Here is a 24,355-nt window from a genome sequence, read left to right on the forward strand (position 1 = left end):
ATATTGTTATAACCTTTATTATTTATAAAAGTAAATAAAATAATATGTTTTGTATAAAAAACAAATAAGAAAGTAACGATATTATAACCATTACTTAACATATTTAACAATAAATAGTATATAATTAAAGTGAGGAAAGTTAAGGAGGGGTAAAATGTACAAACTAACCAAAAGTAAAATTTTAAACCTATTTATTGTTTTTACAATGTTAATTGGATTTGTTACTGTACCTACTAAGACAGTAAGTGCAGAAGAAACCACATATGTTGTAATAAGTGAAGTTTATGGAGGAGGAGGTAACTCAGGGGCTACGCTTAAAAATGATTTTATTGAACTTTATAACCCAACTGAAAGTGATATTAATTTAGAAGGTTGGAAGGTTCAGTATGCAGCAAAAACTGGTATGTTTAATAATGAGACAGCTTTAAGTGGGACTATAAAGGCAGGCGGATATTATCTTATACAGCAAGCAGCTGGCGACGGAGGAAGCCAAGAGTTACCGCAACCTGATACAAATGGCAATATAGCTATGGGAGCAAAAGAATGTAAAGTAAAATTAGTGAATAATAACGGTGATGTCGTTGATCTTGTTGGAGTAGGTCCAGCTGCAAATGAAAGTGAAATAGCTCCAACTATAGCTATGTCAAATACTGAGAGTGTTCAAAGAAAAGATAATGATGGAACTTCAAATGGTGTAACAAATGGATGGGATACGAATAATAATAGTGTAGATTTTTATGCTGGAGCACCAACGCCTAGAAATTCATCATATGGTCAAGGTGAAAATCCTGACCCTGAACCAAATCCAGATGATGACATAATATCTATAAGTGATGCCAGAGGAGTTATAGAGAAATCTGTTAAAGTTAAGGGGATAATAACATTTAAGGAGTTATCTGGTAGTTCATATAATTATGCAATTCAAGATGAAACTGCAGGTATTGCGCTTAGGGGGGCAGATAATTTAGAAATAGGTGATGAGGTTATAGTAGAAGGAGCGACTTCAGATTATAATGGCCTTATTCAAATACAATATACAAGTTTAATTAAAAATTCTTCAAATAATATACTTCCTGAACCAAAGGAAGTTACAATTACAGACATAATGAGTAATAACGGTGGAGAAAACTACGAATCACAAAGAGTTAAAATTTCTAATGTGACTATTGGGGAAGTAAATACTTTAGGGAATACTAGCATTACTGATAGCGAGAACAATGTGGCTAATATCTATAAAAGTCCAATATTAACTGATATAATGGCTGGAGATAAAGTAGATGTTATTGGAATATGTTCACAGTTCAACACATATCAAATTAGAGTTAATCAGGCCAACGACATTGTTAAGTCTAATCTTCTTCCAGAAGAAGATAAGGTTGGACCAGAGTTTACGGTAGTATCACCAGCTAATTTAACAACGACAAATAAGATTCCTAAAATAGAAATTAGCTTTAAAGATGAATCTGAAATAAATAAAGATAGCTTAAATTTAAAAATAGATGATATAGATGTAACTTCAACAGTTGATGTTACAGATAAAAATTTAATATATACTCCTAAAGAGGAATTGGCAATAGGGAAGCATAAGCTTTATGTAGAATTAGCTGATATTTTAGGAAATACAACTATTTTAGAAGTAGAGTTTGAAGTTAAGGAAAAAGTAAATGTGGATGGATTGACTCCATACTTTGGACAACTGCATTCACATACTAATATTTCTGATGGAAGTGGCTCTATAGAAGATGCATATAAATATGCAAAAGAAGAATCTGGAGTTGACTTCTTAGCAGTTACAGACCACTCAAACTCACTAGATAATGATACTAGTTCATCTATGGCTGATGGATCAAAGAGTAGTGAATGGGTTAATGCTCATAACGTGGCTAAGAAGTATACAGATGAAAGCTTCCTAGGCGTTTATGGATATGAAATGACATGGTCAAATGGAACAGGGCATATAAATACATTTAATACACCAGGATTTGAGAGTCGTAATAAGACAGGGTTAACAAATAAAGATGCTAATGCACTAGAGAACTATTATGGGATATTAAAGCAATATCCTGAGTCAGTATCTCAGTGGAATCATCCAGGAAAGACATTTGGTGATTTTAATGATTTCTCATTATATGATGAGCAGATAGATAGCCTAATTACGCTAATTGAGGTTGGTAATGGAGAAGGAGGAGTTCGTGGAAGTGGATATTTCCCATCTTACGAATATTATACTAGAGCGCTTGATAAAGGATGGCATGTAGCTCCAGCTAATAACCAAGATAATCATAAAGGTAAGTGGGGAAATGCAAATACAGCAAGAACAGTAATTTTAACAGATTCATTGAATGAAGAAAATCTTTATGATGCTCTAAGAAATATGAGAACTTATTCAACTGAAGATGAGAATTTAAGCATAATATATACATTAAATAATGAAGTTATGGGATCAATATTAAGTGATAAACCAGAGTCGGTAAATATAAAAGTTAATATTAAAGATGAAGATAATGAAAATGTAGGCAAAGTTTCAGTTGTAGTAAATGGGGGATATGTATTAGATAGTAAGGTAATTAACTCAAATGAAGAAGTTGTTGAGTTTACATTACCAGCTGATTATTCATATTATTATATAAGGGTAGATCAAGAGGACAAGGATATAGCAGTAACTGCTCCAGTTTGGATAGGATCAGTAGAGAAGTCTGGTATTTCCAAAACAGAGGCTAGTACAACTATGCCAATAAAGGGTGAAGAATTAGAAATTGAAACATCATTATATAATAATGAAAAGAATGATCTAGTTATTGAAAGCATAGAATATTCAATTGATGGAAAAGTTATTAATAATTCAACTGATAAAATAGTTGTTAATTCATTAAGCACATCAACCTATTCATTTAAATATACGCCAGAAGCAGCTGGTAATTTTAATATAAATGTAAAAGTAAAAGCAACTTTAAGTGGTGTTGAAAAACTATACACTGATGTATTGAAGTTAACAGTGGTAGATCCATCTGTAATAAGTAAGGTAGTTATAGATGCAACGCATTTTAATGATTATGTAGCAGGATACTATGCAAATAACATGGGTAACTTTACAGCTATAGCTAATTCTGAAAATGTTGCTGTAAATATTGAGAAAAATAAAATTACAGATGAATTATTAAAGGATGCACAACTTTTAATAATTTCAGCACCAGCTAAGAAGACAGGAAGTGTAAATGGAGTAAATTATTCACCACAAATATTTAGTGATGAATTCATTCAAACAGTTAAGAGATATGCTGAAAATGGTGGAGATATAATAGTTTGTGGATTAGCTGACTATCAAGATGGAACTGGTGAATATGCATCTTCAACTCAATTAAATAAGTTGTTAGAGGCAATAGGTGTAACTACAAGAATAAATAATGATGAAGTTGTTGACAAAGATAATAATGCGGGTCAAGACTTTAGGTTAAAATTTAAAAATATTAATATGGATTCAGAATTCTTAAATGGCGTAGTATCTGAGCAAGAATATAGTTTCTATAGTGGATGTTCAGTTCAATTAGATGAAAAGGCAGTTAAAGAAGGAAAAGCAACTTGGTTAGTAAAAGGCTTTGATACTACTTATTCATTTGACTCTAATAAAAATACAACAGGTGTATCTATACCAAAAGGTGAAGTAGTTGCATTAGCTACTGAGAAACTTTCTGGTGGTGGAAATATATTTGTTGGTGGAACTGTATTTATGTCCGATTTTGAAGTGCAAGCATCATTAGATAACTATGGTGATTTGCAGTATTCAAATTACAATATTGTTAAAAATATATTAGAAGATATTAAGAAGGACGTAAAAGTAACGCCTATAAAAGATGTTCGTACAGCTGAAATGGGAGAAGTATTTACTATTGAAGCTTATGTTACAGCAGGAACTCAAGAAGGAAATGCTTTCTTTGATACAATCTACGTTCAAGATGAAACAGCAGGAATAAATATTTTCCCTGTAGCTAATATAGATTTAAAAGTGGGACAAAAGGTTAGAATAACTGGTATAGTAAGTGCATATGAAGGCGAAAAACAATTAAACTTAACTAATATAAAAGTAGTAGATGATAGTATAACTGAAATTATTCCAAAAGTGATGAGCACAAATGAGGCTAATTCAGAAGAAAATAAAGGCTCATTAGTATCCGTAACCGGTGAGGTTAAATCTATTGGAAAAAATAATAGTGGCTATATGATTCTAAATGATGGTAGTGGAGATGTTAGAGTATTTCTAAATGGATATATAGGAGCATCTGATGGATCATTAGAAACTGGTAAGTTTAATCCAAATATTAAAGTTGGTGATATAGTAACAGCTATAGGTCTTACTTCAACTGATACTGAAGGTGCAAGAATAAGAGTAAGAGATTCTGCTGAAGTGGTTATATCAGAAGATGAAAAAGAAAATACAGATATAACTATTTTCCATACAAATGACTCTCATGGTAGAGTAAAGGCAGATAATAGTGTTATAGGGATAGACACAATATCAGCTATTAAAAAATCTGTAGAGAATTCTTTGTTGATAGATGCAGGAGATACATTACATGGTCTTCCTTTTGCAACTATGAATAAAGGAGCAGATATAGTTGACTTAATGAAGATGGCTGGATATGATTTAATGGTTCCAGGTAATCATGATTTTAATTACGGATATGAAAGATTATTAGAACTTGCAGATAAAGCTAAAGCTGATAATGGATTTGATATTATCTCTGCTAATGTATTAAAGGCTGGCAAATCTATATTAGAAGCAAATAATATTAAAGAAATAGATGGCGTTAAAGTTGGATTCTTTGGTTTAACAAGTCCAGAAACAACTTATAAGACTAATCCTAATAATGTTAAAGGTTTAGAATTTGCAGATCCAATTAAAATTGCTAAAACTCAAGTTAAGGCTTTAAAGGATGCAGGAGCAGAAATCGTTATAGCAGTAGCTCATATTGGTACTGACGAATCTACAGAAATAACTTCAGAGGATATTGCTAAAGCAGTTGAGGGAATTGATGTAATAATAGATGGACATAGCCATAGCAAATTTGAAAATGGATTTGAGGCGGCAAATGATACTTTAATAGTAAGTACTGGAGAGTATGAAGCAAATTTAGGAAAGTTAACTTTAACTGTAAATGCAGATACTAAAAAGTTAGTTGAAAAGAAAGCTACACTTATAAATAAGAAAGAAGTGTTAGAGGTTACAGCAGATCCAGCTGTGACAGCTAAGATAAAAGAGATTGATGAAGAGCAAAAAGTTATTTTATCAGAAGTTATAGGAACAAATATTACAGAACTTGATGGAACAAGAGAACATGTAAGAGCTGGTGAGACTAATTTAGGTAATTTATTAACAGATGCAATGTTAAATACTACAGGAGCAGAAGTTGCAATAACAAATGGTGGTGGAATTAGAGCAAGTATAGATGTTGGGGAAATAACAAAAGGTGAAGTAATAGGTGTTCTTCCTTTTGGTAACTTTATAGTAACTAAGTATCTAACAGGAAAACAAATTAAAGATGTTATTGAGCATGGTGTTAAAGATGCTCCAAATGTTGCTGGACAGTTCCCTCATGTTGGAGGAATAAAATATGTTTACGACCCTACACAACCAGTAGGAAGTAGAGTTGTTAATATTACACTTAACGGTGAAAAAATAAAACTTGAAAAAGAGTATCTAGTTGCTACTAATGATTTTATTTCAGCAGGTGGAGATGGATATCCTCATTTCAGTTCAATTAAGACAGAAAACGAATTTTCAGCTTTGGATGAAGCATTAGCTGATTATATTAAAGAACTTAAAAAAGTTGATTATAAACTTGAAGATAGAATTTTAGTAGGAGCTGCTGAAGAAATCGAAAATCAAGAAAAAGCAGATGCAGTTATAGAAGTAATTAATGGTATTCCAAAATTATCACAAATTACTTTGGAAAATCTTGATATGATAAAAGCAGCAAGAAAAGCATATGATGAGTTAACAGAAGCTCAAAAGGAACTTGTACCAAAAGAAGTATTAGACAAATTAATAGAAGCAGAAGCTAAGATTGCTGAATTAGAAAAAGAAGATGAAAAACCAGAAATTCCTGTTGACCCTGAAAAACCAAGTGATGGAAATAATTCAGGGAATGGAAATAATAATGGGAACAACAACCAAGAAAATGAAGAAGGTAAAGGAGATCTTCCACAAACAGGTGGAGTTGATTCTACGTACTTCTTGATATTTGGATTACTAATGATAACTACTGGAGCGATAGTAGTATATAAAAAGAAGGATAAAATAAAAGAAGCTAAATAATTATAAAGGACTGTAGCATAAATGTTACAGTCCTATTACATTATTAAGAATTATATAATAAAGATTAATAATATTTTTATATAATTAGATATATTTATAATGTATAATGAAAAATGGAAAAGTAGGTTAAGGAGAGAAAAATGGACAACAATTTATTAGGAATTATAATATCTCTTTTATTTGTATTTTGTATTATAGGGATATCGACAATATTAACTAAGAAGAAAATAATATCTGGTGAGGTAAGTAGAAAGTTTATACATATAGGGGTATGCAATTGGTGGATAATAGCTATGATATTTTTTGATAATAGATATTATGCGGCTATAGTACCAGCTTTATTTGTAGTTATTAATTATATCTCTTATAAATATCAAGTAATTGAAGCAATGGAAAGGGATGGAGGAAAAAAAGATTTAGGAACTGTATATTACGCTATTTCACTATTAATATTAGCTTTATTTACTGTTGGAGAAGGAAACAATGGATATATTGGTGCTTTAGGTATACTTACTATGGGGTATGGGGATGGTCTTGCAGCTGTAGTAGGAACTTTTAAAGGCACTAAATATACTCTTATAGGTGAGAATTTGAAATCTAAAGAAGGAACGTTTACTATGCTAGTAGTTACTTTCACTGTAATAACTTTAGTATTAGGTATTTGCACTGATATAGCGATAGTAGGGGTTATTTTATATTCATTAGGTTTATCAATTGTAGCTACATTGCTTGAGTTATTTACACCACATGGATTAGATAATTTAACTGTACCAATAGGTGTTTCATTAATTTATTACTTAGTCTCTATTTTTATGAGGTGATATAAGATGAAAATAATTATTGGAATAATAATATCTGTAATAATTGCAATTATTGCATATAATAAGAAATCGTTAAATAGGAGTGGAATGATAACAGCTATACTATTAGGAAGTTTAATATTTGTTCTTGGTGGAATCATTCCATTTATGCTTATGTTAGTATTTTTTATTTCTTCATCTATTATTTCAAAAATAGGTAAAATCAAGAAAAGAAATTTAGACAAGATACACGAAAAAGGTGATGAAAGAGATTTTATACAAGTTATTGCAAATGGCGGAATAGCTTTGATATGTGTGTTATTATTTCAAATAACTAAGGATCCAAAGTTTCTTATAGCTTCTGCAGTATCTTTTGCAGCATCTAATTCAGATACATGGGCTAGTGAATTGGGGGTATTGTCAAAAGGAAAGACAATATCTATAATAACAGGAAAAAGAATAGAGAAAGGTGTTTCTGGAGGAGTAAGTTTATTAGGGACATTATCTGCACTTTTAGGATCTACAGTAATAGGATTATCATATACTATTAGCTATATTATTACTTTGGGGTATGATAAAAATATCATAAAAATATTATTATTGATAATATTATTGGGTTTTTTGGGATCAATAGTTGATTCTGTATTAGGGGTAACGATTCAAGGGCATTATATTGACGAATCATCAGGGGATGTTACAGAGAAGAAAGTTAATGGTGATAGAAAGAATCGTTTGATATCAGGGTATAGATTTATTAATAATGATATGGTTAATATTTTAAGCAATTTAATAGTTACAGCTATATTTGTATTGATTTTATAGCTAATAGTATTTCTAGAAATATAAAACATGGACAAGTAACTTTTGCTCATGTTTTATATTTTATCAATATTGATAGAATTTTATTATGTTGTGCTTAAAAAAAGTTATATTTTTTTCTTTTTTAATATATCAATAATTTCGAAAAGTTTTATCTCAAGTTTATTTATATCAGTTTCTAGCCAATCTTGATCTATAGCAGGAGCTTTACTTTTTTTATCAATAGTTCTTTGTAAATCATCTAAAACTCTAATATATTCTAGTGTTAAATCGTAGCAATTCATAATTAATCACTCCTTTATTTAATCTATATTTATATATAGTATTAAATAATGAAAAAAATGCTACCAATTTTAAAAGAATATAGATGAAAGATAAGATTTAAAGATGTAAACGGTTATAATTTGTAGTTTTTAAGATTATAACTAAAAGGAAATTTAAACATTGCAAAAATATTTGTCTACATTTATATTAATAAATATAAAAACTTTACAAGGAGATAAAAATGAAGAAAAAATCAGTTACTAGTTTATTGATATTAGCGTTATTAATTCAACTAGTTTTAAACATGGCACATCCTGTAACTCCAGTACTTATAAGAACATTAGGACTTCCAAGCATTATGTTTGGTATATTTTTTGCATCTATGTCTTTGGGAAACTTTTTCTTTTCTCCAATTTGGGGAGGTCTTTCAGATACTAAAGGAAGGATAAAGTTTCTTGTTTTAGGGTTGTTTGGATATGGAGCAAGTCAATTAGGATTTGGATTTGTAACTAATCCGTTTCTTATAGTGATATTTAGAATACTTGGGGGAGCATTTGTTACAAGCTACTTAACAGTATCACTGGCTTATTTGACAGATATAACTACTAAGGAAAACAGATTAAAGATTATGTCGTATTATGCAGGTGCAACTACTATAGGAGGAGCATTGGGAGCACTTTTAGGTGGGGTATTAGGTAATACAAATTATAAAGTAACTTTCTTATGGCAATTTATTTTGGCAACAATATTAAGCTTAGCTCTATATCTTGTATTAGGAGAAACAGTAGAGAAGAAGAAAGAAAAAGTACATATTAAGTTAAATATATTTTCATTTAGTAAATATGGAGATCTATTAAATAAAAACTTAATAGTTGTTATGATTTTGATTATGATATTCTTTTTTTCATCTACAAGTTATAATTCCTCTATAAATTACTACATAGAATCAATATTAAATTTACCACCGACATTTAATGGAGTATTCCTATCAATAGCTGGAGTTATAGGATTTTTAGCAAATATCTTATTAACGCCTATTATAGGAAAGAGGTTTACTAAAGAAGTTAGCTTTAAATATATAACATTAATTTTATCGTTAAGTATGATGCTAGTAGGGTTATCAAAAAACTTGGTGGTGTTTTTTGGTTCAGTTATATTATTTGTAGCAGTTGCAAGTATTTATGTACCAATACAGCAAAATATAGTTTCAACATTAGCAAAAGAGAATTATGGAACTTTAATGGGATTACAAAATTCTGCTAAAGCTGTTGGAATGGTAATTGGATCATTATTTGCAGGAGCAATTTTTGACTTTGGAGCAAAACTTCCTTTTGTAGCATCAGGTATAATGTTGCTTATAGGATTTGCTATTCTTATGAAGATAAAGATAGAAGTTGAATGATGCTGTTCGCTACACTCACAAAGAGAGATGTTGCCTTTGGCAAGAGAAATATGTAGCTAACATTTCTCTTGTGAGCTTCGCGAACAACTTATTTATTAAAGGTATTTCCGTTATTAGTTATTAAAAACTTAGTTAAGGTATCACTTAGTTTTTCTAAATCACTATAGTCTATATTATCTAAGTTATCTTTATTAGTATGAACAACATCCATTATTGTAGAATCGCCTAGAACTAGGGATGGTGCTCCGTATTTACGTATAACTATGTGATCACTGGTTCCATAACGTACACCATTTTTTGTGGCGTATAAAGAATTGTCATAGATAACATTTTCTTTATCGAATGTTTCTTTCATAGCATTATATAGATTTTCTGAATTAGGATCATCGTTGCCCATAGATAAGGTATTACAATTTTTTTGAGCTACACAGTCAATATTTATATTATAACTTTCAGAGTAATTGTTATAGTACTTATTAAAGAAATTTTGACTACCTAAAAGTCCTAATTCTTCTGCATTAAATGCTACGAAGACTACATCCATGTCTAAGGGGCTTTTATCTGTAAGTTCTTTTACTTTATGAGCAGTTTCGAGAAGGACTGCTATTCCTGATGCATTATCTATAGCACCACTTAAAGGGTTATTATCAACATCATTAACATGGTCAAGATGAGCAGTGATATATACTGCCTTGGAGCTATCAGTACCTTTAATAACTGCAGCAACATTGTTAGTACTTTCATTTAAAGAAATTATTCCGTCCTTATTTGAAATATAATAATTATCGTCAAAAGGCGATATATTTAAATTCTTAAAGTAATCTTTTATATATTCTTGAGTTTTTTCATTTTCTTTTGTTCCTACAACCCTTCCTAAATAAGTATCGGAACATAAATCTTTCATTATTTTTTCAACGTGGCCATCAGTATCTATTTTGTATTGGAAGTTACTCCAATCACTAGTTTGACCTAATAACGTATCAGAAGTTTCAGCAGGCCTTGTGCTTGTTGCTTTGTCACCACAAGAAACTAGTGAAAAAATCAATAATATTATTAGGAGTCTATTTAGAATTTTCATAACACACCTCTCATTTATAAAATTAGTAATTAACTTATTTTAACATATTAAAAAGTTCTAATAGAAGTATTATTGGTAATTTGAAGAAAATAATACATGAATATCTTAATTGATTTAATAGAGGTGTTAATATAAAATTAAAGTAAAATTTCTAATATAGGTATTAAAAGGAGAAAAATGAATATTTATTTAGTTAGACATGGTACTACGAAAAGTAATGAAGAGAAAAGGTATTATGGAGCTTATGATAGTGAATTAGCATCTAGTGGAATAGAAGAGGCTAAGATTTTAAAAGAAAAACTTAAAGATATTAACTTTGATTCAGTTTATATTAGCTCAAAAAAAAGATGTAATGAAACTGCAAGGATAATATTAGGAAAAGATTTTAAATGTAAAGTAGATCCAAGATTAGATGAAAGGAATTTTGGAATATTTGAAAATAAAACATATGAAGAGATATGTAAAGAGTATAGTGGCGAAGTTAAAGCTTGGGAAGAGGATTGGAAAAATTATAAAATTCCTTTAGGAGAAAGTGCAGTTGAAAGTTATTTGCGAACTGAGGAGTTTTTTAAGATGATTCAAAATGAAAAAGCTGAGAATGTCCTTTTAATAACTCATGGAGGATTTATAAGAAATTCTTATTGTTACATACTTAAAAGTTTAGAGCATTTTTGGAAGTTTTCATCAAAAAATGGAGATCTATCAATCATTAAATATGAATATGGAAATTGGTATATAGATTCTATAACTCACATATGAAAGGAGAAGAAATGAGCAAAATAATTTTAGTAACAGGGGGAACTAGAAGTGGTAAAAGTTCCTATGGGGAAAGTCTTTTAAAAGATAAAAATGATGTAGCTTATATAGCAACTTCAATTATTTATGATGAAGAGATGAAGGAGAGAGTTAAAAGACACAAAGAGAGTAGAAACAAACTATGGAGTACTATCGAGGGGTATAAGGACCTTTATAGTAGGGTATGTGAAATAAAAGAGAAGTATATAATGTTAGAATGTATTGGAACTATGATAACAAATTTAATTTTTGATAAATATATGGATGTAGACAACTTAAGCAAAGATGAAATTAATATTTTAGAAAAAGAAATAATTGATGAAATATTAAAGTTCTTAGAGCAGATAAAAAGTAAAGATAAAAATGTTGTAATAATTACTAATGAAGTAGGCTTTTCACTAGTATCAGAGTATAAATTAGGTAGAATTTTTACAGATATTTTAGGAAGGGTTAATCAGATGCTAGCTAAAGAAAGTGATGAAGTATATTTAGTAGCATGTGGTTTGCCAATGAGGTTAAAGTAATATGAAAAGATATTTTGAGAATTTTTTACTTATGCTTCAAGTGTTAACTAGAATTCCTATAAATAAGTCTTTACCTTGTGAAAATACAGACTTTAAAAGAGGGGCAAATTTTTTTGCTATTGTTGGATTAGTTATAGGAGTAATTCAATTTGTAGTATATTCATTTTTAATAAAGTTCTTTAGTTTAGATATAGCAGTAATATTTATAATAATTATAGATATACTTATTACTGGTGGGTTTCATATAGATGGATTCGGTGATACTTGTGATGGATTCTTTGCAACTAAAGGAAAAGACAAGATTATTGAGATAATGAAAGATAGTAGAATTGGTACTTTTGCTTGTATTGGAATAATAATAAATTTATTAATTAAATTTATAGGGTATACTACTGTATTGAATAATACAACAAGTTATATAATAATACTGTTACCTATGATTAGTAGAGTAAGTATAGTATTGATAAGTTATATAGGAAAGGCTGCTAAAAAAACTGGAAGTGGGAATTTATTTATAAATACTGTGACCTTTAATGAAGTAATAATTAATTATTTATTATTTATATTAATAGCTATTTTTGTGTTAGATTTAAAAAGATTATTTATGATACTTGTTATATCAATTATTACAACTATCTTATTTAATAAATATTGTGATATTAAAATAAATGGAATAACAGGAGATTCTTTAGGTGCAAATAATGAATTGGTAATGTTAATCTTATTAATTGCTTTAAGTGGTAAATTTTAATTTTAAATAAAAGTATTGCTAATTTGTAATATCTACAATATAATGAGTGAGGAAAATTATATAGAAATTTAGGTGCCTTCGTAAAAGAAGGGTAAAAGGGAATGTAGTAAAAGCTACAACAGCCCCCGCTACTGTAATTGAGGACAAACTTTCAAACATGCCACTCTAAGATTTAGGGGAAGGTGAAAGTGAGGATGATTCATAAGTCAGGAAACCTGCCTAGATGGATTCTAAGAGCTTTCGGAGGGAGAGACTACTAGGGAGAAGATTCGTTTCTTATTATGCTAATAAAAAATATTGGCATTTTTATGCGATGAATAGAGGTTGTATATGAAGTAAATATACACTTAACTATAGTAGTACACTAACCGTGTACTACTTTTTTTTCTAGAGAATTTCTAATTAAAAGGAAACTGCTACTTATATACGCTCGTAGTAGATAGTTCACTTGCTAAACTAATAATTAAGAGCGTTACTTAAAGGAGGGATAAAATTGGCAAAGATAATGATACAAGGTACTGGATCATCAGTAGGGAAAAGTATATTAGTTGCAGCTTTATGTAGGATATTTACTCAAGATGGGTATAAAGTATGTCCTTATAAATCTCAAAATATGTCTTTAAATTCCTATATTACTTTAGATGGTAAAGAAATGGGAAGAGCTCAAGTGTTACAGGCCTATGCATCAGGAATAGAACCCGAAGCTTATATGAATCCGATTCTTTTAAAACCAACCAGTGATAGGAAGTGTCAAGTAATAGTAAATGGTAAAGTATATTTAAATACTGATGCAAAAGGCTATCACAATTTAAAAGATGAATTTAAAGTTATGCTTAAAAATGACTTTGAAAAAATTGAAGAAAAATTTGATATTGTTGTCATGGAAGGTGCAGGTAGTCCAGCTGAAATTAACTTAAGAGAAAATGATATAGTTAATATGGGAATGGCAGAACTAGTTGATGCTCCAGTAATAATTGTTGGAGATATTGATAAAGGTGGAGTATTCGCATCTTTAGCAGGAACTTTACTTTTACTTAGTGATTCGGAGAAGGAAAGAGTTAAAGGTGTAATAATAAACAAATTTAGAGGAGATATTGATCTTCTAACACCTGGAATTGATATGCTAACTGATATTATCCATAAGCCTACACTAGGTGTTGTACCACATTTTACTTTGAACTTAGAAGATGAAGATGGATTTATGGCTTCATCTATGAAAAACGAAAAGAAAAGAGATATAGATATAGCTGTTATTCATTTACCACACATATCAAATTTCACTGATATTGATGCTTTAAAGGTAGAAGATGATGTTAGTATTAGATTTATTTCTAAAGCCCATGATTTTGGAAATCCGGATATGGTAATTTTGCCAGGTAGCAAAAATACTATAGATGATTTGATTTACTTAAGAAATTCAGGTTTAGAAGAGAAGTTATTGAAATATAGTAAAAGTGGGAGAATCCTAGGGATTTGTGGTGGATATCAAATGTTAGGAGAAGAGATACTAGATCCTAATAAAGTTGAAAGTGATAATTTAAGCGTAAAAGGAATTGGTATAATTCCATGTATTACAAAGTTAACGACAGAAAAAATTATGACTAGATCAGAAGGTGTAACTTCTTTAGGTGACAAAGTATATGGATATGAAATTCACATGGGAGAAACAATAGCCAAATGTGAATATAATTATTTCGTAAACTTAACTAGTTCTAATGGAGAAGAAGCTAGTATTAATGATGGATATATAAGTGAAGATAAAAAGATAATGGCAACATATCTTCATGGAGTATTAGATAGCAGTTCTTTTAGGGAAACTATTTTAAACTCTATTAGAAGAGAAAAAGGATTAATTGAAAAGAAGTCATCAAAATATGAAGCAATAAGAGAAAAAGAAATAGATGAACTAGCTTCTATTGTTAGAGAAAGTTTAGATATAGATAGTATCTATGAGATTATGGGGATTAAAAGATGATTGAATTTTTACTATTAAACTTAATATCTATTGGAATAGCAATTGTAGTTGACTTTATAATTGGAGATCCATATGGATTTCCACACCCAGTAATATATATGGGGAAATTTATCTCAACTTTAGAAAAATACTTTAGAAAAAAATCTAAGAATGACAAAGAACTAAAAAAATATGGTGGATTTATTTTTCTAATACTTATTTTAACTACCTATATAACTACGTTTGTTATAGTAAGTATATTTAGCTTCAATAAAATACTTTATATATTAGTAAATAGCTTTTTACTTTATACAACAGTAGCTGCTAAATGTTTAAAGGTAGAAAGTGAGAAGGTATATAAAGCGCTAGAGGACGAAGATATAAATAAAGCTAGACTTATGCTTTCATATATAGTTGGAAGAGATACAACGACTTTAGAAGAAAGTGAAATAGTAAGAGCTGCTGTGGAGACTGTAGCTGAAAATGCATCAGATGGTGTAATAGCACCACTCTTTTATGGAATTATAGGAGGAGCACCTTTAGCAATGATGTATAAAGCTATAAATACTATGGATTCTATGCTTGGATATTTAACAGAAAAGTATAAATATATTGGATATTTTCCAGCAAAGTTAGATGATATAGCTAACTTTATACCAGCAAGGATTACAGGAATAGCTATGTGTATTTCCTCTCCAATAGTTGGGGGGAACATTATTAGGGCGGTTAGAGTTATGATAAGAGATAGAAAAAATCATAAAAGCCCCAATTGTGCTTATCCTGAAGGAGCAGCTGCTGGAGCAATGGATATAAGATTAGGTGGAACCAATATTTACTTTGGAGAAGTAATAGAAAAGCCTACTATAGGTGATAATATAAAGCCTATAAATAGAATGCATATAAAAGAATGTAATAAGCTTATGATAGTAAGTGAAATATTATTTTTTCTCTTTAGTATTTTTACATTAGGAGTAATTAATTTATGAATAAAACATTAACTAGTCATGGTGGAGATATATATACAGAAGGTTTATTAAAAGGGAAAGAACTTATAGATTATAGTTCAAATATAAATCTTTTAGGTGTACCTAATAGTTTTTATGAAGGAATAAAAGAAGCAACAAACTTAATAAATCATTATCCAGATATACAATATAGAACTACTAAGGAAGCTATTATTAAATATCATAAAATTTCTATAGATAACGATAATATAATCTTAGGAAATGGTGCTGCAGAGGTGTTAGACTTAGCAATATCAACATTAAGGAGTATATGCATTATCGCACCTTCATTTTCTGAATATGAAATTAGTGCTAAAAAATATGGATTAGAAATTAAATATAGCTATTTAAATAATGATATGACTTATAGCTATGAAGATATTTTAGATAAGTTAAAATCATGTGATGGAATAATAATAGGCAATCCTAATAATCCAAATGGGTGTAACATAGATAAAGATAGATTTAAGAAAATCTTGAATTATTGCGAAGTGAATGAGAAAAAAATAATTGTTGATGAGGCTTTTGTTGAGTTTTCAGGAGATAAAGCTTATAGCTTTATAGATGAAGTAATTAATTATAAATCTTTAATTCTTATTAGAGCAATTACAAAGTATTTTGCACTACCAGGAATAAGATTGGGATGGGCAATAAGCTCTGATAAAGAAATATTAAATAAACTAAGAGAAAAACAATTGCCTTGGAATATAAATACATTTGCTGCTGTATCATTAAAATATTTATTAGAGGATAGAGAGTATATCGAAAAGTCCTTAAATGTAAATATGGTTGAAAGAGAGTTTTTAATAAATGAATTAAGAAAAATTAGTTTATTTAACAGGGTGTTTGAAAGTAATAGCAATTTTCTTTTGTGCAAATTAAATAATGTAGTAGAGCAGGAGCTGTTTGAATTTGCATTAAATAGTGGAATACTTATAAGAAAATGTGGTAATTATAGAGGACTAGATAATTCTTTTATAAGATTAGCAGTGAAGAGTAGAGAAAATAATGAAGTTTTATTGGATATGTTAAGACACTATGAGAATATTAGGAGAATCTAGATGAGTTTATTAGAAGATGCATTAAATAAAATTAAGCCTTTAGACCAAGAAGTAATGAATAAAACATGGGAACACTTAGACAGTTTAAGCAAACCCCTTAGAAGTCTTGGAGTACTTGAAGAAATAGCTGTTAAGATATCAGGAATGACTGGCGAAGTTTTTAATAAAATTAAAAAGAAAAATATACTTATTTTCTGTGCTGATAATGGAGTATGTGATGAAGGGGTAAGTGGATGTTCACAAGAAGTTACAAATATTGTGACGAATAACTTACCGAATTACACCACTGGAGTTGGGATATTAGCAAAGTTTTATGGAAGCGAAATAAGAGTAATTGATGTTGGAGTAAAAGGTACAATATCTAATAAAAAAGTAATAGATAAAAAAATAAGAGAAGGATCTAATAATATGGCTTTAGGAGAAGCACTTACGAGAGAAGAAGTAATTAAAGCTATAAACATAGGAATTGAATCTGTTGATATACTTGTTAAAGAAGGATATAACTTGATTGGTACTGGAGAGATGGGAATAGGAAACACATCAACTAGTACAGCGGTTATAGCAGCATTATTAGATTTAGATGTAGAGGAATTAGTAGGACTTGGAGCAGGATTGACAGAAGGTGGATTAGAAAATAAAAAGAAGATTCTAAGAAGGTCTTTAGAATTAAATAATCCTAACAAAGACGATGTTATAGATGTTTTAAGTAAAGTTGGTGGCCTTGATATTGCTAGTCTCTGTGGAAGCTTTATAGGTGCTGCTAAAAATAGGATTCCAATAGTTATAGATGGACTTATAAGTTCTGCAGCAGCATTATGTGCATATAAAATTGATAAAGGTGTAAAAAACTTTATGTTTTCATCTCATAAATCTACAGAAAAAGCTATGAACGAAGTATATAAAGAAATGAACCTTGAGCCTATGTTCGATTTGAAAATGAGATTAGGAGAAGGTAGTGGTTGCCCAATAGCATTTTCAATAATTGAATCAGCTTTAACGATTTTAAGTGAAATGGATACTTTTGATAAAGCTGGATTAGATAATGATGAAAGTGAAAATTATAAAAAATTATATGAGGAGAGAAAAAAATATGAAAAAGAAGTTTAAAAGTATTATAATGATGTTAATTGTAGCTATGTTAGCTTTCGGGTTAGTAAGCTGCGGAGAAAAGAAAACTGAAGAGGAAAACACAAATAATGTACAGGAAACAGTTACAACATATCCTTTAACTATTACTGATACAAATGGAAAGGAAATAGTTATTGAAAAGGAACCACAAACAGTTGTATCTTTAGGGCCAAATGTAACAGAAATGATTTATTCTTTAGATAAAGGTGATAAATTAGCTGGAAGAACTAAGTATTGTGATTATCCAGAGCAAGCTTTAGAAGTACAAGAAGTTGGAACTTTAACTAAGCCGAACTTAGAATTAATTGCAGAAATTAAACCTGATTTAGTTGTTGCATCTACTCATTTTAAAGAAGAAGCTCAAGCTAAATTAGATGAATTAGGAATTCCAACAATAGTTTTATATTCAGAAGATAGCTTTGATGGTGTTTATAAATCAATACAAACATTAGGACAAATTTTAAATGCTTCTCCAAAAGCAGGGGAAGTTGTTGCTGGAATGAAAGATAAGGTTGCAGAAGTTACTAAAAAAGTAGAAGGATTAGAAGCACCAAGCATGTATTATGTAGTTGGATTTGGAGAAAAAGATTCAACAGCTGGTGGAAATACTTTCATAGGTGAAATGATTAGAATGGCTAATGGTAAAAATATAGCTGATGATTCAGAAGGTTGGAGTTATAGTAAAGAAAAGCTTGCTGAGAAGAATCCAGAAATGATAGTTTTATCAAAGTATTATGATACAAAAGTTACATTTACTACTACAGATTTCTATAAAGATTTAGATGCTGTTAAGAATGATAAAGTATATGAAATTGATGAAAATATGTTAAATAGACAAGGACCGAGACTTGCGGATGGATTAGAAGCTTTAGCTAAGATTCTTCACCCAGAAGCATTTAATTAATAAATAAAGAGGAAAAGTTTTATGAAGGATATTATTAGAAAAAATAAATGGAAATGTTTTGTGATATTAATTATAGCTTTTATACTTTTAACAATGATAGCAGTATCTGTAGGGTCTGCATCAATAAGTGTTAAAGATGTATTTTCTACTATTTTTACAAAGATACCCTTCATAGGTAACACATTAGAGGGTGGGGAAGTTAATACCCACGCTCTAATTATATTTAAGCTAAGACTACCTAGAATAGTTATGGCTTCTATAGTTGGAATGGGTTTAGCTGTTGTAGGAGGAAGTTATCAGGCGGTATTTAAAAATCCAATGGCAGATCCATTTGTTTTAGGAATATCATCTGGAGCAGCTCTTGGAGCTACTATTGCAATATTTTTTGATTTAAGAAGTAGCTTTTTTAGCTTTAGTTTAACAACTTTATGTGCATTTGCAGGCGCTATGTTTACTACCTTTTTAGTTTATACTTTAGGTAGAGTTGGAAGAAGAGTTTCAACAACTAATATTCTTCTTTCAGGGGTAGCAATAAGTTTGCTTATGAATGCAATACAATCTACACTTATGATTATGAATGAGGATAAACTTGAAAGTATAGTTTTCTGGACTATGGGAGGCTTAAGTACATCAAGTTGGAAAACAATATCTATTGTAGGACCATGTGTTATACTAGGAGTAATATATCTTACAATCAATTCTAGAGACCTAGATATTATTCTTACAGGAGATGATACAGCTAAAAGCTTAGGGATTGATACTAATAAGTTAGTAAAAAGAGTAGTAATAGTATCTTCATTTATTATTGGAGCTAGTACAGCTTTTAATGGAATAATTGGATTTGTAGGCCTTATTATTCCTCATATTGTGCGTATGATTGTTGGACCGGAACATAAGTATTTCTTCCCATTTGCGGCACTAGGAGGAGCTATATTTTTAGTATTAGCAGATACTGTAGCCAGAACTATAGCATCACCAGCGGAATTGCCAATTGGAGCAGTAACAGCTATGATAGGTGCACCATATTTTATATTCTTATTGAATAAATATAAGAAAGGATAGAATAGAATGAAATCTTTAATACATATAGATAATATAAAATTTTCTTATGATGAAAAAGAAATATTAAAAGGAATAACCTTAAATTTTAATAAAGGTAAATTCTATTCTATAATTGGACCAAATGGATGTGGTAAGACTACGCTAATAAAAAATATAAGTAGTTTATTATCTCCTAATAAAAATACAGTATTTATAGATAATAAAGATTTAATTTCTATGAAGTCAAAAGAAATAGCTAAGATATTAGCATCAGTTCCTCAAAATATCCATATTAATTACGAATTTAAAGTTTATGATGTAGTAATGATGGGAAGAGTTCCTCATAAAGGTAGGTTCGAAGGATATAATAATGAGGATAGAGATATAGTAAAAAAATCTATGGAAAAGGCAGATATATGGAAGTTTAGAGATAAGTTAGTTACGGAGTTAAGTGGTGGTGAACTACAAAGAGTAATTGCAGCTAGAGCACTAGCACAAGATACGGATATAATTTTATTAGATGAGCCGACATCACATTTAGATTTGCAGTACCAAATAGAGTTTTTAAAAATATTTAAAGATATATGCAATGATAAAGTAATTATTGCAGTTCTTCATGATTTAAATTTAGTATCATTATTTAGTGATGAGATAATTATGCTAAAAGATGGGGAGATTATTGATATTGGAGAAGCTGATAAGGTGATGACAAGGGAAAATATTAAAAAAGTATATAATATTGATGTAGAGATTTATAATGATAATAATAAAAGATATATACTACCAATAATATAGTTCTACATTATTTATAATATTAAAATTTGAGATGACAAAAATGTAGCTAGAGTTATATAATATGACTTTAGCTATATTTTTTTATAGAAAAATAATTTTGTAAGGCAAAACAAAAGAGGGGAACTATGGAAGTAATAGAAAGATATCCAGGTAGTGTTGGAGAAATAATTCAAGGGAAATATAATGGAATAGATGTTTTATTATCTTGTCCCATAAATTTATATACAGAAATAATATTATCAGATGAAAAGGAAAGAGATAATGAAAGAGAATATATAAAGTCTTATAGATTTATAGACAATATTTTAGATAAATGGGGATATAGAAATTGGAAAATAGCACTTTCTATAAATTCTACAATACCTAAAGGAAAAGGATTTGCTAGCAGTACAGCAGATTTATCTGCAATTTATAATGGGCTATTAAGATTAACAGATAGGAAATTTAATGAAGAAGAACTTATAAAAAATTGCTTAAAAATAGAACCTACAGATAGTATTATATTTGATAAAGCTACTATATTTGACTATAAAGAAGGAAAAGTTATAGAAAAAGTTGGTAACTATTTTAAATTTCATGTTTTATGCTTTATTGGAGAAAATGTGGTGGATACCGTAGAGTATAATAGCAAGGAACTACAACCGTTAAAAAAAATAGATGATTTGCTTGGAGAGTTAAGAGAAGCATTTGAAGATAAGGATATTAAAAAATTAGCTAAGGTATCTACTGAAAGTATAATTAGAAACCAACATAGATTAAAGTATAATATTTTAGTAGAGGTACTAGAGATAAATAACTTACTTGGTGGTTTAGGTATTATAGGAGCCCATAGTGGAGATATGTTAGGAATAATTTTTGATAACATAGATGAAGAAAAAATGAAAAGAATTAAAAATATAAATATTAATGGATATGAAAAGATTATTGTAGAAACCTTGGATAGTGTTGTTCACTAAAGCTTACAAGAGAAAAGTTAGCTAACGCTAAGAGAAATATGTCCTTTGGACTGAGAAATGTTCACCTTTGGTGAAGAGAAATATACACTTTTAGTGTAGATAAATATGACTGCGGCATATATAAGATTCGTACTGTAGCCATGGTTTTCTATAACTTTAGTCACGCATTTTTTTTCAGCTTGCTGAATATTTCTCTGTAGCTTTAGCTACATATTTCCCTTGCCAAAGGTAATATTTCTTTTTGAGAGCGTAGCGAACAACTTATTTATCCAATTCCTAAAAGTTTAACAACAGTATTGAAAACAAAGCAGATAACAATTCCTGTAGCTGTAGGTATTAAAAATGAGAGTGCAGTCCATTTCCAGCTCTGAGTTTCTTTTTTTATTGTTAAGCAGGTAGTACTACAAGGCCAGTGCATTAGTGAGAATAACATTACAGATACAGCAGTAACCCAAGTCCAACCGTTAGCAACTAATAATTCTCTAAGATGGATTATATTATCTAATTCGAATATTGTTCCTGAAGCGGTGTAACTCATCAAGATTATTGGAATTACTATTTCGTTAGCAGGAAATCCTAAAATAAATGCCATTAAAATATATCCATCTAAACCTATCAAGTGAGCAAAAGGATCTAAAAAGTTTGCACAATAAGATAGTAAGCTTAAATCACCTACAGAAATATTTGCCATTATCCAAATTACTAGTCCAGCTGGTGCAGCTATAACAATAGCTCGCCCTAATACGAATAAGGTTCTATCAAAAATAGATCTAACTAAAACTTTACCTATTTGAGGTTTTCTATAAGGGGGAAGTTCAAGAGTGAAAGATGATGGGATACCTTTTAAAATTGTTTTAGATAGTATTTTTGATATGATAAATGTCATAAATACTCCTAGAAGTATTACTGATGTTAAAATAAGCGTTGAAAGTATAGATTGAAATGGACCAGTAAACATACCAACAAAGAACATAGAAATTATAGCAATTAGTGTTGGAAATCTACCATTACAAGGAACAAAGTTATTTGTAATAATAGCTATTAATCTTTCTCTTGGAGAGTCTATGATTCTACATCCTATAATTCCGGCTGCATTACATCCAAATCCCATGCACATTGTAAGAGCTTGTTTACCACATGCAGAGCACTTTTTAAAGAAATTATCCAAGTTAAAGGCTACCCTAGGTAAGTATCCTAAATCCTCTAATAATGTGAATAGAGGGAAAAATATTGCCATTGGAGGAAGCATTACAGATATAACCCAAGCTAAAACTCTATATATACCTTGCACTAAAACACCTTCAACCCAATGTGGAGTACCAAGCCATAGGAAAAATTCAGTAAGTCTATCTTGAATCCAAAATAATCCGTCAGCAAGTAAAGCAGATGGTACATTAGCACCGGTTATAGTTATCCAAAATATTATTGCTAGCAATAATATCATTAAAGGAATACCAAATTTTTTGGATGTAAGGTACTTATCTATCTTTCTATCCCTGCTGTTATATTCTAAGTTATTAAAAGAAGTAACAGACCTACTTAGCTTTTCACATTTAGATATTAATATAGAAACTATATCATCTCTTAATGCATCAGTATCTATATTATTGTAATTAAGAAGTTCTCTGCTTTTTATGATGCTATCATTAACAGAATCAATACTAAGAATATCTAAATTAAGATATTTATTTATAGACTCTAATAAGGTTTTATCGTCCTCTAAAAGCTTTAGAGCTAACCAACGCAAGTTAAGATTATTAATATTTAAGGTATTTAGAGTGTTAACTATAATAGAAAGTGAAGCTTCAATAGATTCATCGTATTTTATTTTAATAGGATTAGTTTTAATTTTATTATTAGTCAAATTATATATAGTATCCATTAAAATATCTAATCCTTCACCTATGGAAGCACTTGTACCTATACATGGAACACCTAGTAATAAAGATAACTTTGTGAGGTCTACAGTAATTCCCTTTCTTTTTGCTTCATCCATAAGGTTTACACATACAATTACATTGCTAGTAATTTCTATAGTTTGTAATACTAAATTAAGGTTTCTTTCCAAGCAAGTAGCATCTACAACTACTATGGTAGCATCAGGGTTGCCGAAACAGATAAAGTCTCTAGCAACTTCTTCTTCTACTGAATTAGCCATAAGAGAATAGGTACCAGGAATATCAACCATAATGAATCCCCTATCCTTATGAACACATCTACCTTGAGCATTTGTAACTGTCTTTCCAGGCCAATTTCCTGTATGTTGTTTTAGTCCAGTCAAACTATTAAATACAGTACTCTTACCTACATTTGGATTACCTGCAAGTGCAATAACTTTATCATCTTCTGATTCTTTAATTATTTTTAGTTCATGGTCTATTGCAGAGACACCAGTAGAACCTTTTGTTAATCCCATATTAACCTCCAAAAAAGAATTGATAAATTATTAAAATTTCTAAGTGAATAATAAATATAAAAATTTAATATATTTATAATAATTCTACTGATATTTGTGAAGAATCCTCATTACGTAATGCTATAACTGCACCACGTATCAAATATGCTATAGGATCTCCAGATGGACTTTGTTGGAGAGCCTCTATTTCTGTGTCGCCAATTAATCCCAAGTCTAAAAGTCTTCTTCTAATTGAACCAGTAGAGTTAAGTGAAACAACTTTACACTTTTGACCTATTTCTAATTTATCTAGAGTAAGTTGGTTTTTCATATTGATTTTCTCCTCCCTAAGTTTTTTAGTGATGGGAAAG

General features: G+C 29.6%; 19 protein-coding genes and 1 riboswitch. Of the genes, 15 read left to right on the forward strand and 4 right to left on the reverse strand.

Annotated features, from left to right (window positions below):
* The first annotated feature begins 154 nt into the window (after positions 1 to 154).
* The 3 genes from H8S20_RS00240 to H8S20_RS00250 all read left to right on the forward strand — a co-directional run bounded on the left by H8S20_RS00240 (position 155) and on the right by H8S20_RS00250 (position 7,935).
* On the forward strand, positions 155 to 6,313 hold the full coding sequence (locus H8S20_RS00240; protein ID WP_186859009.1) for a 5'-nucleotidase C-terminal domain-containing protein: 6,159 nt from the start codon (positions 155 to 157) through the stop codon (positions 6,311 to 6,313).
* 140 nt (positions 6,314 to 6,453) lie between these two features.
* Positions 6,454 to 7,134 (forward strand): diacylglycerol/polyprenol kinase family protein, encoded by a 681-nt coding sequence (locus H8S20_RS00245; protein ID WP_032119110.1) that lies wholly within the window; start codon positions 6,454 to 6,456, stop codon positions 7,132 to 7,134.
* 6 nt (positions 7,135 to 7,140) lie between these two features.
* Entirely contained in the window at positions 7,141 to 7,935 is a 795-nt protein-coding gene (locus tag H8S20_RS00250; protein WP_032119109.1) for a DUF92 domain-containing protein, read from the forward strand.
* 104 nt (positions 7,936 to 8,039) lie between these two features.
* On the opposite strand, the gene H8S20_RS00255 is transcribed toward H8S20_RS00250, so the two are convergent.
* Positions 8,040 to 8,216, reverse strand: coding sequence for a hypothetical protein (locus tag H8S20_RS00255; RefSeq protein WP_186859010.1), 177 nt, complete (start codon positions 8,214 to 8,216; stop codon positions 8,040 to 8,042).
* 221 nt (positions 8,217 to 8,437) lie between these two features.
* Between H8S20_RS00255 and H8S20_RS00260 the strand changes: the two genes are divergently transcribed.
* Complete coding sequence (locus H8S20_RS00260) at positions 8,438 to 9,598, forward strand: MFS transporter (protein WP_186859011.1); 1,161 nt, start codon at positions 8,438 to 8,440, stop codon at positions 9,596 to 9,598.
* Between the two features lie 88 nt (positions 9,599 to 9,686).
* Here the strand turns inward: H8S20_RS00260 and H8S20_RS00265 are convergent, their stop codons facing one another.
* On the reverse strand, positions 9,687 to 10,676 hold the full coding sequence (locus H8S20_RS00265) for a M28 family metallopeptidase (RefSeq protein ID WP_051986910.1): 990 nt from the start codon (positions 10,674 to 10,676) through the stop codon (positions 9,687 to 9,689).
* Positions 10,677 to 10,853: 177 nt separating this feature from the next.
* Between H8S20_RS00265 and cobC the strand changes: the two genes are divergently transcribed.
* The 11 genes from cobC (at position 10,854) to H8S20_RS00320 (ending at position 21,589) form a co-directional block, all read left to right on the forward strand.
* Positions 10,854 to 11,435, forward strand: a complete 582-nt coding sequence (gene cobC, locus H8S20_RS00270; protein WP_032119107.1) for an alpha-ribazole phosphatase — start codon at positions 10,854 to 10,856, stop codon at positions 11,433 to 11,435.
* A gap of 11 nt (positions 11,436 to 11,446) precedes the next feature.
* A complete protein-coding gene (cobU, locus tag H8S20_RS00275) occupies positions 11,447 to 11,995 on the forward strand; it encodes a bifunctional adenosylcobinamide kinase/adenosylcobinamide-phosphate guanylyltransferase (RefSeq protein WP_032119106.1) in 549 nt (182 codons plus the stop codon).
* Between the two features lies 1 nt (position 11,996).
* Positions 11,997 to 12,746 (forward strand): adenosylcobinamide-GDP ribazoletransferase, encoded by a 750-nt coding sequence (cobS, locus tag H8S20_RS00280; RefSeq protein WP_032119105.1) that lies wholly within the window; start codon positions 11,997 to 11,999, stop codon positions 12,744 to 12,746.
* 53 nt (positions 12,747 to 12,799) lie between these two features.
* A riboswitch (cobalamin riboswitch) is annotated at positions 12,800 to 12,983 on the forward strand.
* Positions 12,984 to 13,239: 256 nt separating this feature from the next.
* Positions 13,240 to 14,721 carry a cobyric acid synthase gene (locus H8S20_RS00285; protein WP_186859012.1) on the forward strand — a complete coding sequence of 494 codons (1,482 nt, stop codon included), beginning with the start codon at positions 13,240 to 13,242 and terminating at the stop codon, positions 14,719 to 14,721.
* Complete coding sequence (gene cbiB, locus H8S20_RS00290; protein WP_032119103.1) at positions 14,718 to 15,686, forward strand: adenosylcobinamide-phosphate synthase CbiB; 969 nt, start codon at positions 14,718 to 14,720, stop codon at positions 15,684 to 15,686. The genes H8S20_RS00285 and cbiB overlap by 4 nt, the downstream gene beginning before the upstream one ends.
* On the forward strand, positions 15,683 to 16,765 hold the full coding sequence (locus H8S20_RS00295; RefSeq protein ID WP_032119102.1) for a pyridoxal phosphate-dependent aminotransferase: 1,083 nt from the start codon (positions 15,683 to 15,685) through the stop codon (positions 16,763 to 16,765). The genes cbiB and H8S20_RS00295 overlap by 4 nt, the downstream gene beginning before the upstream one ends.
* On the forward strand, positions 16,766 to 17,872 hold the full coding sequence (gene cobT / locus H8S20_RS00300; protein ID WP_032119101.1) for a nicotinate-nucleotide--dimethylbenzimidazole phosphoribosyltransferase: 1,107 nt from the start codon (positions 16,766 to 16,768) through the stop codon (positions 17,870 to 17,872).
* A complete protein-coding gene (locus H8S20_RS00305) occupies positions 17,856 to 18,797 on the forward strand; it encodes an ABC transporter substrate-binding protein (protein WP_186859013.1) in 942 nt (313 codons plus the stop codon). The genes cobT and H8S20_RS00305 overlap by 17 nt, the downstream gene beginning before the upstream one ends.
* A 21-nt stretch (positions 18,798 to 18,818) precedes the next feature.
* Entirely contained in the window at positions 18,819 to 19,859 is a 1,041-nt protein-coding gene (locus H8S20_RS00310; protein ID WP_032119099.1) for a FecCD family ABC transporter permease, read from the forward strand.
* A gap of 6 nt (positions 19,860 to 19,865) precedes the next feature.
* The gene (locus H8S20_RS00315; RefSeq protein ID WP_186859014.1) at positions 19,866 to 20,633 is read left to right on the forward strand and encodes an ABC transporter ATP-binding protein; all 768 of its coding nucleotides are present in this window, start codon (positions 19,866 to 19,868) and stop codon (positions 20,631 to 20,633) included.
* Positions 20,634 to 20,758: 125 nt separating this feature from the next.
* Positions 20,759 to 21,589, forward strand: coding sequence for a GHMP family kinase ATP-binding protein (locus H8S20_RS00320; protein ID WP_186859015.1), 831 nt, complete (start codon positions 20,759 to 20,761; stop codon positions 21,587 to 21,589).
* 265 nt (positions 21,590 to 21,854) lie between these two features.
* Here the strand turns inward: H8S20_RS00320 and feoB are convergent, their stop codons facing one another.
* Together feoB and H8S20_RS00330 are read right to left on the reverse strand one after the other, a co-directional pair.
* On the reverse strand, positions 21,855 to 24,005 hold the full coding sequence (gene feoB, locus H8S20_RS00325) for a ferrous iron transport protein B (RefSeq protein ID WP_186859016.1): 2,151 nt from the start codon (positions 24,003 to 24,005) through the stop codon (positions 21,855 to 21,857).
* A gap of 73 nt (positions 24,006 to 24,078) precedes the next feature.
* Positions 24,079 to 24,315, reverse strand: a complete 237-nt coding sequence (locus H8S20_RS00330) for a FeoA family protein (RefSeq protein WP_032119095.1) — start codon at positions 24,313 to 24,315, stop codon at positions 24,079 to 24,081.
* Positions 24,316 to 24,355 lie beyond the last annotated feature (40 nt).

It is taken from the genome of Clostridium hominis (assembly GCF_014287825.1).
Lineage (GTDB): Bacteria > Bacillota > Clostridia > Clostridiales > Clostridiaceae > Clostridium > Clostridium hominis.

Coding starts and splice junctions, on each gene's coding strand:
- H8S20_RS00240 (WP_186859009.1), top strand. CDS start 155: ATGTACAAACTAACCAAAAGTAAAATTTTAAACCTATTTATTGTTTTT.
- H8S20_RS00245 (WP_032119110.1), top strand. CDS start 6,454: ATGGACAACAATTTATTAGGAATTATAATATCTCTTTTATTTGTATTT.
- H8S20_RS00250 (WP_032119109.1), top strand. CDS start 7,141: ATGAAAATAATTATTGGAATAATAATATCTGTAATAATTGCAATTATT.
- H8S20_RS00255 (WP_186859010.1), bottom strand. CDS start 8,216: ATGAATTGCTACGATTTAACACTAGAATATATTAGAGTTTTAGATGAT.
- H8S20_RS00260 (WP_186859011.1), top strand. CDS start 8,438: ATGAAGAAAAAATCAGTTACTAGTTTATTGATATTAGCGTTATTAATT.
- H8S20_RS00265 (WP_051986910.1), bottom strand. CDS start 10,676: ATGAAAATTCTAAATAGACTCCTAATAATATTATTGATTTTTTCACTA.
- cobC (WP_032119107.1), top strand. CDS start 10,854: ATGAATATTTATTTAGTTAGACATGGTACTACGAAAAGTAATGAAGAG.
- cobU (WP_032119106.1), top strand. CDS start 11,447: ATGAGCAAAATAATTTTAGTAACAGGGGGAACTAGAAGTGGTAAAAGT.
- cobS (WP_032119105.1), top strand. CDS start 11,997: ATGAAAAGATATTTTGAGAATTTTTTACTTATGCTTCAAGTGTTAACT.
- cbiB (WP_032119103.1), top strand. CDS start 14,718: ATGATTGAATTTTTACTATTAAACTTAATATCTATTGGAATAGCAATT.
- H8S20_RS00295 (WP_032119102.1), top strand. CDS start 15,683: ATGAATAAAACATTAACTAGTCATGGTGGAGATATATATACAGAAGGT.
- cobT (WP_032119101.1), top strand. CDS start 16,766: ATGAGTTTATTAGAAGATGCATTAAATAAAATTAAGCCTTTAGACCAA.
- H8S20_RS00305 (WP_186859013.1), top strand. CDS start 17,856: ATGAAAAAGAAGTTTAAAAGTATTATAATGATGTTAATTGTAGCTATG.
- H8S20_RS00310 (WP_032119099.1), top strand. CDS start 18,819: ATGAAGGATATTATTAGAAAAAATAAATGGAAATGTTTTGTGATATTA.
- H8S20_RS00315 (WP_186859014.1), top strand. CDS start 19,866: ATGAAATCTTTAATACATATAGATAATATAAAATTTTCTTATGATGAA.
- H8S20_RS00320 (WP_186859015.1), top strand. CDS start 20,759: ATGGAAGTAATAGAAAGATATCCAGGTAGTGTTGGAGAAATAATTCAA.
- feoB (WP_186859016.1), bottom strand. CDS start 24,005: ATGGGATTAACAAAAGGTTCTACTGGTGTCTCTGCAATAGACCATGAA.
- H8S20_RS00330 (WP_032119095.1), bottom strand. CDS start 24,315: ATGAAAAACCAACTTACTCTAGATAAATTAGAAATAGGTCAAAAGTGT.